The organism is Brevundimonas sp. EAKA (genome assembly GCF_000698025.1).
GTDB classification, from domain to species: domain Bacteria; phylum Pseudomonadota; class Alphaproteobacteria; order Caulobacterales; family Caulobacteraceae; genus Brevundimonas; species Brevundimonas mediterranea_A.
Map to the genome: position 1 here is coordinate 1 of NZ_JMQR01000076.1, position 14986 is coordinate 14986.

General features: G+C 66.8%; 10 protein-coding genes. 8 read left to right on the forward strand and 2 right to left on the reverse strand.

What is annotated here, in order from left to right; translation table 11 throughout:
- The first annotated feature begins 568 nt into the window (after positions 1 to 568).
- The 5 genes from ER13_RS11445 to ER13_RS11465 all read left to right on the forward strand — a co-directional run bounded on the left by ER13_RS11445 (position 569) and on the right by ER13_RS11465 (position 10479).
- Positions 569 to 3478, forward strand: a complete 2910-nt coding sequence (locus ER13_RS11445) for a TonB-dependent receptor (protein ID WP_230307675.1) — start codon at positions 569 to 571, stop codon at positions 3476 to 3478.
- Positions 3479 to 3732: 254 nt separating this feature from the next.
- A complete protein-coding gene (locus tag ER13_RS11450) occupies positions 3733 to 6987 on the forward strand; it encodes a TonB-dependent receptor (RefSeq protein WP_197019777.1) in 3255 nt (1084 codons plus the stop codon).
- Between the two features lie 153 nt (positions 6988 to 7140).
- The gene (locus tag ER13_RS11455) at positions 7141 to 7473 is read left to right on the forward strand and encodes a PadR family transcriptional regulator (protein ID WP_008261789.1); all 333 of its coding nucleotides are present in this window, start codon (positions 7141 to 7143) and stop codon (positions 7471 to 7473) included.
- Between the two features lie 26 nt (positions 7474 to 7499).
- Entirely contained in the window at positions 7500 to 8612 is a 1113-nt protein-coding gene (locus tag ER13_RS11460) for a hypothetical protein (RefSeq protein WP_035309371.1), read from the forward strand.
- A gap of 91 nt (positions 8613 to 8703) precedes the next feature.
- Complete coding sequence (locus tag ER13_RS11465) at positions 8704 to 10479, forward strand: SLC13 family permease (protein ID WP_035309373.1); 1776 nt, start codon at positions 8704 to 8706, stop codon at positions 10477 to 10479.
- A gap of 67 nt (positions 10480 to 10546) precedes the next feature.
- Here the strand turns inward: ER13_RS11465 and ER13_RS11470 are convergent, their stop codons facing one another.
- Both ER13_RS11470 and ER13_RS11475 read right to left on the reverse strand, forming a co-directional pair.
- Complete coding sequence (locus tag ER13_RS11470; RefSeq protein ID WP_035309375.1) at positions 10547 to 10876, reverse strand: hypothetical protein; 330 nt, start codon at positions 10874 to 10876, stop codon at positions 10547 to 10549.
- Positions 10877 to 10979: 103 nt separating this feature from the next.
- Positions 10980 to 13610, reverse strand: a complete 2631-nt coding sequence (locus ER13_RS11475; protein WP_052005057.1) for a M14 family metallopeptidase — start codon at positions 13608 to 13610, stop codon at positions 10980 to 10982.
- A gap of 112 nt (positions 13611 to 13722) precedes the next feature.
- Between ER13_RS11475 and ER13_RS11480 the strand changes: the two genes are divergently transcribed.
- The 3 genes from ER13_RS11480 to ER13_RS11490 all read left to right on the forward strand — a co-directional run.
- Complete coding sequence (locus ER13_RS11480; protein WP_035309377.1) at positions 13723 to 14424, forward strand: hypothetical protein; 702 nt, start codon at positions 13723 to 13725, stop codon at positions 14422 to 14424.
- Positions 14417 to 14626: a helix-turn-helix transcriptional regulator gene (locus ER13_RS11485; protein ID WP_035309379.1), complete on the forward strand. Its 210-nt coding sequence runs from the start codon at positions 14417 to 14419 to the stop codon at positions 14624 to 14626. Before ER13_RS11480 ends, ER13_RS11485 begins: the two co-directional genes overlap by 8 nt.
- A 57-nt stretch (positions 14627 to 14683) precedes the next feature.
- The coding region (locus ER13_RS11490; protein WP_035309381.1) for an Ada metal-binding domain-containing protein at positions 14684 to 14986 on the forward strand (303 nt) is incomplete at its 3' end.

The window sequence follows — 14986 nt, forward strand, 5'->3', positions numbered from 1 at the left end:
GGCTCCTCCGGCGTCAGGCGCGGGCCGGTGACCGGGGCGAACATCGGCATTTTCCCGGTGTCGCGCTTGAAGGCGGCGGCGGCCTCGCGCACGCCGGGGTCGGGCGTGTGCACGGGCTTGGCGGGCTTGGCGGCGGCGGGCTTCGGCGTCGAAGAACGGTTCATGAACAGAACTTAGTGCGCAGGAAGCGGCGGCGCCAGAGAGGGGGCTTGCGGCGGTGAACGGCCGGTTCAAGGCCTAAAAATGGCGACAAAGCGGCGTGATGTGGAAGTAAAATGCTTCAATACGCCGCAACATGTGACCTATCGCGCCCAATTCCTCCATTTTTCGTACAATTATGCGACTTTTTGGTTGCGGTGTGTAAAACGTATGCCTAACAAGGTCGTATAACGGATGTATTTAACATACCATCGGTATATATCCGCGATATCTAGCTGTTTCCCTAAGTATTGTTCAATACTGTTTGTGAATGAGGCGTATGCGTACTCGTAAAAATTACCTTCTGTCGTCGACTGTGGTCGGCGGAATTGTGGCGGCTTCGCTGTCCATGCTTTCAGCGCCTGTCGCGATGGCTCAAGACGCCACCGTTACTCAGGCCGATGAGTCCGCAAGCGTCGAAGACATCGTCGTCATCGGCTCCCGTATTCGCCGTGACAACTATAACGCCCCCTCGCCGACCCAGGTCGTGACGCGCGAAGAGGCGACCCTGCAGGGCTTCGCCTCGACCACGGAGGCGCTGCAGAGCACGGCCGTCACCGGCGGCACCTCGCAGATCAACAACTCGTACGGCGGCTACGTCACCAACGGCGGCCCCGGCGCCAACACCATCGGCCTGCGCGGCATGAGCCCGAGCCGCACCCTGGTGCTGCTGAACGGCCGTCGCGTTTCGCCGGCCGGTTCGCGCGGTTCGGTCGGCGCGGCCGACCTGAACGTGCTGCCGACCGCCATCATCGACCGCGTCGAAGTGCTGCGTGACGGCGCCTCGTCGGTCTATGGTTCGGACGCCGTCGCCGGCGTGGTCAACATCCAGACCCGCAACAACTTCGAAGGCGTCACCTTTGAAGGCCAGCGCAACGAGCCGTTGGAAGCCAATGGCGCGGGCGGTTCGACCCGTCTGTCGCTGACGGCGGGCGTCCGTGCCGACCGCTGGCGCGCCGCCGGTTCGGTCGAACGCTACGAGCGTGACGAACTGACCCTGCGCGACCGCGAGTTCACGCGCTGCCAGACCGACGGCTTCCGCAACGGCCAGGACTATATCGACCCGCTGACCGGCCAGTCGAAATGCTATCCGATCACCACGACCGGCTCGAACGGCGTGACGATCAACACCGTCGCCCTGGGCGTGGAGGGTCCGCCCAGCGCCAGCGGCGCCCGGACGTTCATCGGCACGGCGGGCGTCGGCGCGCCCGGTTCCGTCGGGACGGTGTTCAATCGCTGGCGTCCGAACGCGGGCGTCGCCGGCGGCGTGCCCGGGTTTGAAGGCGTGGGCGGCCCCGGCAACGACCTCAACGTCCGCGACACCTTCGAAGACCGGATGCTGAACGAGTCGCTGATCTCGCCGGTGGACATCACCACCCTGTACGGCGAAGTCGGCTATGACCTTCACGCCCTGGGGAACGCCGAGGTCTATGGCGAAGCCCTGTTCAACCAGCGCAAGTCTTCGCAGACCGGCTATCGCCAGCTCTCGCTGGACTACGCCAAGGGCAGCCCGCTGATCCCGGACAGCCTGGCGTTCAGCACGATCTCGGGCGATCAGGGCCTGAACAAGGGCCAGGATGTCGGCGCCCGCGCCTTCATCGGCTTCGGCAACGACCATTCCGAACAGGAAGTGGACTTCGGCCGCTATGTCGCCGGCATCAAGGGCGACCTGTTCCTGCCGGAATGGCGCTATGACGCCTACGTCAGCTATTCGCGGTCCAAGTCGACCTACACCAGCGAACAGTTCCTGACCGATCGCATGATCGAGTCGCTGGACGTGGTGGAAACGGCGCCCGGCCAGTTCCAGTGCGCCGAACTGGCTTCGAACCCCGGCTGCGTCGCCGCACCCGCCCTGAACGCGCAGACCATCCGTGGCGCCTTGCCGCAGGACTGGGTCGACTATGTCTTCCGTCCGGTGACCGGCACGACCGAGTTCACCGAAAAAGTGGTTAGCATCGGCATCGACGGCCCGCTGTTCAGCCTGCCTGCCGGCCGCGTCATGGGCTTCTTCGGCGCCGAATGGCGTGAGTCCGAAATCGACGACACGCCGGGCCTGGATAGCCAGCTGGGCAACACCTACAACTTCTCGACCTCGGCCATCACGCGCGGCTCGGATTCGGTGAAGGAAGTGTTCGGCGAAATCGAAGCGCCGATCCTGGTCGACCTGCCGGGCGTCCGCGAGCTGACCCTGAACGGGTCGTTCCGCTACACCGACTATGACTCGTACGGCGACGACACGACCTACAAGGTCGGTCTGGTCTATCGTCCGATCGACTGGGTCACGGTTCGCGGCACCTACGGCACCTCGTACCGCGCCCCGGCGCTGTTCGAACAGTTCGTCGGCGCCACCACCGGCTTCCTGTCGAACACCAACGACCGCTGCAACAACTACGGCGCGCCGGGCGTGAACCCGAACCGCGTCGCCAACTGCACGGCCGAAGGCCTGGCGGGCGACTTCCAGTCGACCAACAGCGTCACGGTGATCACCGCAGGCGGCGCAGACGCCGGCCTGGCGGCCGAAACCTCGACCAACATGACCGTCGGCCTGGTCGTCCAGCCGCCGCTGCCCTCGGGCTGGGGCGATCTGGCCTTCGCCGTCGATTATTACGAGATCGAGGTCGAGAACGGCGTGTCGCGCACCGGTGCAGCCCAGATCCTGACCCGCTGCTATGACTCCAACCCGGCCGACTTCGCGGCCGACGCCGGCTTCTGCCGACTGGTCACGCGCGATGCGGTGGACAACAGCCTCACGGTCCGCGACAGCTACGTCAACCTGGCGACGGACAATGTGAAAGGCCTGGATTACACGGTCCGTTATCGCAAGGACGTCGGCCCCGGCACGGCGTTGTTCAACCTGGCGATCACCCAGTACACGGAAATCTCGAACAAGCTGTTCGCCGAAGATCCGCTGGAAGACTACACCGGCATGATCGACAATCCGGAGTTCACCGGAACGGCCGACGTCTCCTACGCCTGGGACAAGTGGCGCGTGCGCTACGGTGTCGAATGGATCCAGGGCACCGACAGCTACGCCTACTACGGGGAAGATCCGGCTACGTCGGACTACGACCTCGCGACCGATGACTACTGGCTGCACAACACTTCGGTCCAGTATGCGTCCGATGGTTGGACCGCCACGCTCGGCGTTCGCAACCTGTTCAACGACAACCCGCCGACCATCTCGTCGGGCGTGTACAACCGGGTCGGCAACGCCCCGCTGTACTCGGGCTATGACTACCTGGGCCGCACGGCCTTCGTGAACCTGACCAAGTCCTTCTAGGGATCGCGGTCGATTCGAAATGAAGAGGGCGGCGGGCTTCGGTCCGCCGCCTTTTTCTTTGTCACTCGACTAAGTTGATAGCGGAACAATCAAAAGGCGCAAACTTGTCACCAAATTGATACGCAGGCGCCAAATATATGTCTGTTTTGCTGAAATGAGGTGGCGTCGCCTCGCTCTCATGTGCATTGCGGCGACTATTAGTCGCTCAATTCGGGGAGTTATGCATGCGAGTGAATTTGGACGCTGGACGGACTTTGCGTGGGGCCCTTCTGGCCGGAACAGTGCTGGCCGGAGTGATGGGGAGTGTCGGCGCCGCCGCCGCGCAGGAGGCCGAAGGCTCGCAGGCTGCCGAAGTTGGGGAGATCGTCGTCACCGGGTCGCGCATCCGCCGCGACGCCACCACCGCCGCGACGCCCCTGATCCAGATCGGCCAGGAAGAGGTTTTGCAATCGGGTGAATCTAACGTCATCGACTTCCTCGCCGACATTCCCGCGCTTTCATTCTCTCAAGTGCCGGAAGACACTACAGGATCGAACCTGAACGATGGCGGCCTGTCGCTGCTGAACCTGCGCGGCTTGGGCTCGGCTCGTACGCTGGTCCTGGTCGATGGCCGTCGCCATGTCGGGTCCTCGCCCGGTTCTCTGGCCGTCGATGTCGATACGATTCCGCGTCTTTTGATCGAGAACGTCGAAGTGATCACCGGCGGTGCTGCGGCCGTTTACGGTGCAGACGCCGTGTCGGGCGTGGTCAACTTCACGCTGCGCAAGGATTTCGACGGGCTCGAGGTCGATGCATCGCTGGCCGAGGTCAACCAAGACGGACAGATGAGCGAGCGGCTCTCCGCCCTGTGGGGGGGCAAGTTCCTGGAAGATCGTCTGAACGTCTATGTCTCTGGCGAGTATCAGCGCAGCGACGAGGTATTGGACCGCGATGTCGACTGGCGTCGGGAGGGCTGGGGTTTCATCAGCAACGACGCAGACCCGTCCTCAGCGTCCAGCGACGGCGTCATCGATCTGATCCTGGTCAACAACCTGCGCACCTATATTCGCGGCACAGACCGAGGCGGGATCACGATTCTGTCCACCGGCGTGCAACGTAGCCCCGCCAGCGATCCGGACGTGCCGTTCGCGACCTGCTCGGCCACCTCGTTCTCGGCGAACTGCTTCTCGGTCGCGCCGACCAACAATCCGAACAACAGCTATCTGTATACCGACGCCGGCGCCTCGCAGGCTGTGGTGTTCGGCCCGATTCGCCAGCAGACGGGTCTGTCGCGCACCGTCAGCAACGGGGGGCTGGGTCAGAACCCCAATACCGAGCAGGGCCAGAACAGCCGCCTTCCGGAATCGGAGAACTACCGCTTCCAGACCGGCTTCAACTTCAAGCTGACCGATTCCATCGAGGCCTTCGGAGAGGCCAAGTACGTCAAGGAAGAAACCTATGACGCCGGTCAGCGGGTATTCCACGACTTCAACATCCGCCAGTTCGCGCCGGGCACGGTCGGGGCGATCACGGCGACGTCGGCGTTCGAGATCGGGCTGGACAACGCCTATCTGCCGGAAGATGTGCGCCTGGCGATCACGAATAACCGCCGGCAAGTCTATAACTCGGCCGGGGTTCTGACCGGAACGGTCGCCGACCCGCGCGCCCAGCACAAGCTGTATGGCCCATCCCGGACTCAGGAAAACACCCGCGAACTGCAGCGTTATGTGCTGGGTCTGCGGGGCGATGCGCCGGACTTCGGCTTCGTGCGCAATATTCGGTGGGAAGCGGCCTATACCTATGGCCAGATGGACAATGAAAACGTCGAACTGGGCGTGGATATCGTTCGTTATCAGGCGGCCGCTGACGCGGTGGTTGACACCGCTGGCATCGTCAACGGCCGTGCGGGCGAGGTGGTCTGCCGCGTGCAACTGCTGAACGCCCAAGGCGTCGCCGTGCCGAACGCAAGCCTCACCAGCGGCGGCGTCACCACGACCTATTCGCGCCAGGGCGACGTCATCAGCGACTGCACCCCTGTGCGGGTGTTCGGCGCCGGCGGCTTCTCGCAAGAGGCGCTGGATTATATTCAGGCTTCGATCAAGGTCGAAGATCAGAACAAGCAGCACGATTTCGTCGCCTTTACCGGCGGCGATCTGTGGGACTTCTGGGGCGCCGGTCCGATCGGTGCGGTCGTCGGTTACGAGTACCGCAAGGAGATCACCAGCGGCATCGGGCGTGATCGGGACCGCGCAGGGCGTCTGCTGTTCCTGAACAGCGGCGCGGATTTCAAGGAAGCGTCGTATGACACCAACGAGATGTTCGCCGAGCTTCAGGTCCCGATCATGCGCGACACCTGGTTGGGCCGGTCTATGGACATCAACGGGGCTTACCGCTTCTCCGACTATTCCAACGTCGGCGAACAGGAGACGTATAGCCTGGGCGTAACCTATCGTCCGTTCGACCAACTGCTGCTGCGCGCCACCAAATCGACCGCGATCCGCGTGCCGAACCTCAGCGAGACCAACGAGCCGCTGGGGCAGACCTTCGCCAACGGCTTCTCGGATCCTTGCAGCGCGACCGTCATCAACAATCTGGCTGACCGCTCGATCGCGGCCAACCGGATCGCCAACTGCGGCGCGCTTGCCTCGGCCGCGGGTCTGAATCTGAACTTCGCCGACCTGGGCGCGACGAACGCCTATCTGCCGAACTACGGCAGCGGTTCGGTGCCCGGCCTGGCGGGCGGTAACCAATTCCTGCAGCCCGAGACTTCGGAAAGCTTCAGCTACGGCTTCGCCTGGACGCCGGACTACCTGCTGCCGAACCTCGCGATCACGATGGATTACTACGATATCGAGATCAACGACGCCATCGACTCGGTGAGCGCTCAGGCGGCCGCAAACCAGTGCGTCAGCGGCGATCAGGTCAATACTCTGGCCTGCTTGACCCAGACGCGGGACGCAACCAGCTTCCAGGTGACCAGCTTCATCCAGGGCTCGCTCAACTATGCGGCGTTGACGGCTAAGGGCGTCGATTTCTCGGCCCGATGGGGCGGCGATCTGTTCCGCTTCGGCGGGCGTGGATGGGGCTCGTTCCGTCACGCCATCCGCGGCAACTGGCTGATCGAACAGGTCGATTACGTGAACATCGACGATCCGGCGGACGGTACGGACTATCAGGACACCGTCGGTTCGCCGCGCGTGCGCCTGCTGTCGACCCTGACCTGGTCGCCGACCGACACCCTGTCGTTCAGCTGGGACTGGGACTGGCAGGCCAGCCAGGAAATCGAGGATATCGACAATATCCTGGCCAATCCGGACCGCTACGAGAGCCTGAAGTACATCGAGACGGGCGATTTCAGCCAACACGATTTCTCGGTGCGTTGGGATGTGCGGGACGACGTCACCCTGCGTGCAGGCGTGGTCAACGCCTTCGACGCGGAGCCGGCGCGCTGGCTCGGCAATACGACCGACGACAACTTCGACCTGTTCGGCCGACGCTTCTTCATCAGCGCAAACTTCCGCAGCTTCTAAGCGGATCGACGCATCGTCGGTATTGGGGCGCGGAGGGGAAACCCTCCGCGCCCTTCTTCATGCGGAAACCATCGCGTCTTGACTCCCTCGTACAGTATGTCCCATACACTGTGCGTCACACACTATGCGACGTCGTGGATCGGGAGCACGGGTTTGAGTCAGGATGAGGAACTGCTGTTCGAGAGTCTGCGGCTGGAGCTGCGGCGGGGGTCGTTGATCCTGGCCGTGCTGGCGAGCTTGCGGCGCGAGCAATACGGCTATTCGCTGCGGGTCGCCCTGGGCGAGGTCGGGGTCGAGATGGAGGAGAGCACCCTCTATCCGCTGCTGCGGCGGCTGGAGAGCCAGGGGCTGCTGGACAGCGAGTGGCGCGAGGAGGAGCGGCGCAAGAAGCGGTTCTACCGCCTGTCGCCGCGCGGGGAGGCCATGCTGGCGCGGCTGGCGGCCGAATGGCGGGGCCTGTCGGCCTCGCTGGAGAAGATGCTGTGAACATCGGGAAAGAGGGAGAGCGTGGGATGGACGTGGTTGAATCCTATCTGAAGGCCGTGGCGGCCCAGCTGCCGAAGGCGACGCGCGAGGACATCGTCGCCGAGCTGCGCGACGAGATCATGGGCCGGCTCGAGGCGCTGGAAGAGCGGCTAGGACGGACGCCGAGCGACGACGAGGTCGAGGCCCTGCTGCGCGAGGTCGGCCATCCGCTGACGGTGGCGGCGCGGTATCGGTCGGGGCCGCAGGCGCTGATCGGGCCGGAGCTGTATCCGTGGTGGCTGTTCGCGGTGAAGACGGCGCTGCTGGTGATGGCGTGCGTCACCCTGATCGGACTGGCGGCGCGGGTGCTGGCCGGCGACATCTACGCGGGTCAGGCGATAGGCCAGGCCTTCGCCAGCCTGTTCAGCGGGGCGGTGTCGGTGGTCGGGGTGGTGACCCTGATCGGCTTCGTGCTGGAGCGGCAGGAGAAGAAGCCCGACTTCATCGCCAGATGGCGGGTCAAGGATCTGGGCCTGTTCGAACTGGGCGGCGATATCGACGCCGAGACCTGGGGCCAGAGGCTGGCGCGCGGCGGGGCGACGCTGCGCGAAGACGCGGCCGCCAAGTCGGGGCCGGCGGTGCGCAAGAGCGCCGAGATGTCGCCGGCCGCGCGGGCGGTGTCCAGCGCCATCGCCTGGGGCGTGCTGCTGCTGTGGTGGACCGGCCTGTTGCCGATGGCCTCGATCCGGCCGGAGGAACTGGCCGGCGTGGTGGACGGCGTCGACTATGGCCGGATCCTGGTCCAGGTCGTCGACGCGGCCTACTGGCCCGTGACCCTGTTCGTCGTGGCGCGGATCCTGTTCGACCTGACGCGGGCGGCGTCGGGGGGGAATGTGCGGCTGACGGCCCTGGGCGACATGGCTTTCGGCGCCGCGGCGGCCTGGGGCGTGGCGTGGCTGTGGTTCTGGTCGCCGCTGACGCCGGTGATCTGGGTCGGGACAGTGACGGAGTTCGCCGAGCGGGCGCGGGCGCTGTTCCATCCCACGGCGGACGACGCGGGCGGTCTGGCGGCGATCCTGATGATCATCGTGGTCTGGGCCTTCCTGGCCGAGATCTGGCGGATCCTGCGGGCGGCGGGGCGACTGGTCGTCGGCCGGTAGGGGACGCCGGCGCGGATGTGTTGAACCTCCGGCCGTTTCCGCCGTTGCTGTCCGTCGGCGGCGCTGGGCGGCCGGGGGCGAGAGCATCTGAGTGACACTACAACAGGGTTTGGCCTTCGGCCTGGTCGGCCTGACGGTGGCGGCCTTCATCTGGGGCCGGTTCCGTTATGACCTGGTCGCGGTGGCGGCCCTGGTGGCGGGTCTGGCCATCGGGGTGATCCCGGCCGAGGCGGCGTTCGAGGGCTTTTCCAACGATGTGACGGTGATCATCGCCTGCGCCCTGGTGGTGTCGGCGGCCTTCGCCAAGTCGGGCATCGTCGAACTGGCCCTGAAGCGGATCCTGCCGCACCTGAAGACCGAACGCAGCCAGGTGCCGGTGCTGACGGCGGCCGTGACCCTGTTGTCGATGGTGACCAAGAACGTCGGCGCCCTGGCCATCATGATGCCGGTCGCGCTGCAGGTCAGCCGGCGCACGGGGACCAAACAGTCGCGGCTGCTGATGCCCATGGCGTTTGGGGCCATGGCGGGGGGGATGGTGACCCTGGTCGGGACCGCGCCCAACATCCTGGTGGCCGAGGTGCGTCAGGACATGGTCGGGGCGCCGTTCCAGATGTTCGACTATGCGCCGGTGGGCCTGATCCTGACGGGGGCCGCCCTGGTGTTCCTGACGTTCGGCTATCGGCTGCTGCCCAAGGACCGGACGGGGACCATAGGTCTGTCGGCGGCCCTGTCGGCCAACGCCTATCTGACCGAGGCGCGCGTGCCCGACGACTGGACGCTGGCGACCAAGCCCATCAGCGCCCTGAAGGCCATGGCGCCGGACGAGATCCAGGTGATGGCCCTGATCCGCGACGGCAAGCGCAAGGCCCGGCCGCGCGGCAACACCTTGATCCGGGCCGGCGACACCCTGCTGATCAAGGGCGACCAGGAGGCGCTGGAGGAATTCATCGTCGCCACCAAGCTGAAACTGGTGCGCGGCGACCGGCCGGTGCTGCTGGAAGAGGCCAAGGACGAGGTCCATCTGGTCGAGGCGGTGATCGGGGCGGACTCGTCCCTGACCGGACAGTCGGTGCGGTCGCTGGACCTGTACGGCCAGTACGGGCTGAACCTGCTGGGGGTGTCGCGCAGCGGCTATGAGCTGACGCAGCATCTGCGGACGGCCAAGCTGCAGGCGGGGGATGTGCTGTTGCTGCAGGGGTCCGAGGCCGGCCTGCCGGGGCGGCTGGCGACCCTGGGTCTTTTGCCCCTGGCGGAAAGGGACATGCGGCTGGGCGGCCAGCGGCGGAAGTTCCTGCCCGCCGTGGTTCTGGCTGTCGCCATGGTGATGGTGGGGTTCGGCCTGATCCCCGTGGCCATCGCCTTCTTCGGCGCGGCGGTGGTGATCGTGGCCCTGGGCGGGTTGAAGATGCGCGAGGCCTACGCCGCGCTGGACGGGCCGCTGCTGGTGCTGATCGCCGCCCTGATCCCGGTGTCGGACGCGATCCAGCAGACGGGCGGGGCGGATCTGATCGCCGGGGGGCTGAAGTCGATCTTCCAGGGCATACCGCCCGTGGTGGCGGTGGCCGGCATGATGTTCGCGGCCATGGCGGTGACGCCCTTCCTGAACAATGCGGCGACGGTTCTGGTGGTGGCGCCCATCGCCGCGACCCTGGCCCAGCAACTGGGCTATCGGCCTGACCCCTTCCTGATGGGGGTGGCGGTGGGGGCGGCGTGCGACTTCCTGACCCCCATCGGGCACCAGTGCAATACGCTGGTCATGGGGCCGGGCGGGTACAGGTTCTCGGACTATCCCAAGTTGGGGGCGCCGCTGAGTCTGCTGGTCCTGGTGATCGGGCCGCCGGCGATCCTGTTGTTCTGGCCTATGTGATCGGGCCCATGTGATCAGACCCATGTGATCAGGCCCGGCCCCGGCGCATCCGGGGCCGGGTCGGGCGTCAGCGTGTGCGGGCGGCGGGCGCGGCGTCGCACGTCAGGCGGCCGTTGTCGTTGCGGACCTGGGCGCCGCGGCAGGCGCGGACGCTGAGGGTCGAGGCCACCGACTGGCCGTCCTTGGCGATGCAGCGTGCGCGCAGCCGATCCCCGTTCAGCGAGATGTTGCGGCAGGTCTCGCGATAGCTGCCGACCGGCAGGGCGCGGCCGGAAACGGCCGGCTGGGGATCGGGACGAGTCTGGGCGACAGCGACGGCGCCCACGTCGAGCAGGGCGGCGGCCGCCCCGACCGAGGCGCCGATCGAGACGAGTTTGGAAACAGACAGACGAACCAAGGCGTAACTCCCATTTTTCTATTTGCGCCTCTGCGGGCGAAAAACGAGGTTATGCGCGTCTGAGCCTGTGTCCAGTCCTGATCGCGATCAGGCGTCTGGGACTTCACCAGCGCGGCGAGACGTGGGCCGGTCCCTTGAACACCGCATTGGCGAACAGGGGCTTCAGGCCTTCCAGATAGCCGCGCACCGTCGGATCCTGGGTGAAGGCGATCATCTGGCCGGAGCCCAGGGTCTCGACCATGACCACGGGCTTGTAGCCCAGCTGGGCCTGGTTCTCGGCCCACAGCTGGCCCGAGGCCAGCAGCCGGTCCGAGCCTTCGAACCGCACGGCGTTGGTCCCTTCGCCACGCTTCAGGGGGGCGTAGATGTCGGCCCCACGCACCAGGACGTTCAGCGTTTCGGGAAGGCCGGCGCCGATCCAGTGGTCGGGATCGACATGGGCGCGGGCCAGGACGCCGGCGACCGAGTCGGGGCCGTGGTCGCTGTGGGCCAGCAGGGCGGCGTAGTCGGTCTGGTTGGCGATCCGGGCGGGGGCGGCGGGCTTGTCCTCGTCCTTGTCCAAGGCGCCGTCCTCGCGGCGCGAGGCCAGCATGTCGCTGTCGGCGTCGGCCAGCAGGCGGGTGGCGGTTCCCAGGCTGATCAAGGTGCCGCCGCGCGAGACCCACTCGTGCAGAGCCTTGACCCCGGCCTCGCCCAGGACGGAGGCGTAGTCGCGACCCTCGGGCAGGATCAGGACCTGATAATGGGCCAGGTCGGCCTCGCCCAAGCTGGCGGTGCGGATGACGGTGACGGGATAGCCCAGGTCGCGTTCCAGCAGCCAGCGGGTCGCGCCGGCGGCGTCGGGGGCGGTCGGACTGTCCCAGGCCAGGGCGATGCGGGGCGCGCGGAGACGCACCACGTCGCTGGAGCCGAAACCGGCGCCGCGCTCGACCCAGGACTCGTCTACGCCCACGACTTCGGCGCCCGTGTCGGCGGCGAGGCGGTTCAGGGTGGCGATCAGGTCGGCGGGCGCGCCCGCCTTCGGCAGGATCAGGGTTCCGGCGGGCCAGTCGCGGCCGTTCTGGGTGAAGGGCTGGTCGGCCGAACTGACCGTCAGTCCGGCCTGAAGGGCGGCGGCCAGGAAGCGGGGCTGGGCCGAGCCGGGCGCGACCAGGAAGCCGTAGCGGGCCTCTGCGTTCCGGACGGCGGCGGGCGTGACCAGTTCGGGGCCGCGCGCCTCGACGGCGACGCTGGGCGCGCTGTCGCAGCGGGTCGCATCGACGCCGAACATCAAGGGCAGGGACCAGGCGGTGACGTCATAGATCTCGTCGCCCAGGCCGCGGGCGCGACGGCGCTCCTGTTCGGCCAGGAAGTCGGGCGGGACAGGCACGTCGCGGGTCAGCAGCACCTCGGCCATCCGGCGCTGGGGCTGGGCCAGGTTGACCACATAGTCGCCCGCGCGGTGTTGGCCGGCGCAGGCGAAGGCCTGGCGCGCGACCCCGACCTCGATGCCCGAACGGACCAGCAGGCCCGCCAGACGGTCCGCCGCCGCCGGATCCGACGCACGCGACAGAACATAGGCGCCCCGTCCCGCCACGCCGTCGCGGTGATAGGCGTAGAAGTCGTTCAGCAACCGGTCGTGATTGCGCGAGGCCGTCTCGATGGTGGCCAGGGTGGCGGTCAGGTGGGCGCGCACCGTGTCGGCGTAGGTGAAGACCTCGCCCGAGCTGCGGCGGGCCGCCAGGCCCCGGGCCGACCCGACCTCGTAGGTCATGGAGACGGCGCCCAGATAACCCGGCCAGCCGTCGCCATAGCCCGGATAGAAGGCGTCGAAGACCTTGCGGTTGAAATAGGCCAGACCCGCCGCATCGAACCGGGCGCCGGTGTTGCGGCCGAACAGGGCGCGGTTCTCCAGGGTGCGCGGCCAGATCCACGGGTTCAGCGGCTCGGCCTCGGGCGGGAAGAAGAAGGTCTCGTCCGAGCCCATCTCGTGGCTGTCGACGACCACCTGGGGCCGCCAGTCGCGGACCAGGGCGGCGTGACCCTGGGTTTCGGGCTGGGTCTGGATGAACCAGTCGCGGTTCAGGTCGAACAGATAATGGTTGTAGCGGCCGCTGGGCCAGGGCTCGTCCCGCTCGGCCGAGGCGGGGTCGGGATTGGGCAGGGAGCCGCGACCGGAGGCGAAGCTGTTGAGGAAACGCTCGCGCCCGTCCGGGTTCTGGGTCGGTACGAAGACGACGACGGTGTTGGCCAGCCAGGCCTGGGCGGTCGGGTCGGTCAGCAGGCGACGGGCGGCCTGCATGGCGGCGTCGGCGGGGCTGATCTCATTGCCGTGGACCGAATAGGCCATCCAGACCAGGACCGGCTGATCCGCGATCAGGGCGGCGGCCTGCTGGGGCGAGGTGCGGCGCGGATCGGCCAGGGCGCGGGCGTCGGCCTTGATCTGGTCCAGCCGGGCGATGTTGGCGGGCGAGCCGACGGCGGCCCAGAACAGGGGGCGGCCCTCCCAGGTCGTCGCATAGTCGCCTATCGCCACCCTGTCCGGAGCGGCGGCGCGCAGGGCCTCGAAATAGCGACGGACGTCGGCGGCGCGGGTGATCTCCTGACCGCTGTCATAGCCCAGGGTCTGGCGGACGGTGGGGATGTCGGCGGCGGTCTGACGCGCCGAGACGGGCTGGACCGCGAGCAAGGCGGCGGCGCAGGCGCCGGCCAGGCTGAAGGCGAGCGGACGCACGGAACGACGATGACTGGACATGAAATGAACCCCCGGGAGGCGGACACCTTAGTTGGGGCACGGAAAAAGAAAACGGTCTTGACGTGTAACCTATAGGTGATATGTCACCTCAAGGTTACGTCAGGAGGGCGACATGAGCAACAGCGACGATCAAGCGATCCAGCGCGTGAAACTGGAAAGAAGACGGTGCTGGTGGACGGCGCTCGCCCTGGCCGTCGTCGGCGCCGTAGCCATGGTCGGCGGCGCGGGGTTCGCGATGGTCTCCGGCGCAGAGGGCGACCAGGCGACGGCGGCCGGTGTGGCGACAGGGATCGGATTTGCTCTGACGCTCATCGGGGCGATCTGGGCGTGGAGCGCGCGTCCGGGCCAGTCGATCATCGTGGCGGCGAGCGGCGAAGGGGCGCGGCGTGACAAGTTGGAGCGGGCGCGCACCCAACAGCTGGTGATGCTGCCCGTGGTGCTGCTTCTCTTCATGGCTCAGGCGCATCGGGCGATGGAGCGGATCCTGGGTGGAGACCATAATCTGGGCGCCTATGTGCAGGTTCTTCTGCCGGTTCTTTACGGCTGGCTGATCCCGCTTATCGTCATGGGCTGGGACGCACACACACGCAAAAACCGCCGGTTCCTGGAAGACGAGCTGACCCAGCTCATGCGGGCCAGATCGATGATCCTGGCCTTCGTCGTGCTGATGGCGGGCCTGACCGTGGCGCTGGGCCTGGGGCTGTGGCGTCCCCAGTACGGGATCATGGCCTTGCCCTATGTCCTGGCCTTGGGCGGGGCGTCGGCGGGGCTGCGATTCGCCTGGCTGGATCGGGAGGCCGGGCGCGATGGGTGATCCAAGGCTGGGTTCGCGGCTGAAGGAACTGCGCACGGCGGCTGGGTTCACGCAGCAGGGGCTGGCCGACAAGGCTGGCGTGTCGCGCAAGACGATCAACACGGTGGAGAACGGGGTCTTCATCCCCTCGACCATTGTGGCCCTGGAGCTGGCGCGGGCGCTGAACACGACGGTCGAGGCGATCTTCTATCTGAAGGACTGAGCATCCATGTCCGAAAACCGCGAGACATCGCCGGGCTGAGCCGCCATCCTGCGGGTCATGGAACAGTCGTTGGATCAGGAGGCCTGCTGGCGGGCCTTGGGGGCGCGGGACGCCCGGTTCGACGGGCGGTTCTTCACGGGCGTGACCTCGACGGGGATCTACTGCCGGCCGGTCTGCCCGGCGCGGACGCCCCGGCGCGAGAATGTGGTGTTTCATCCCACGGCGGCGTCGGCGGAGGCGGCGGGGTTTCGCGCCTGTCTGCGGTGTCGGCCCGAGACGGCGCCTGAGATGGGGGCGTGGCGGGGGACGTCGAACACCGTCAGCCGGGCCCTCGCCCTGATCGAGGCGGGGGCGCTGGAC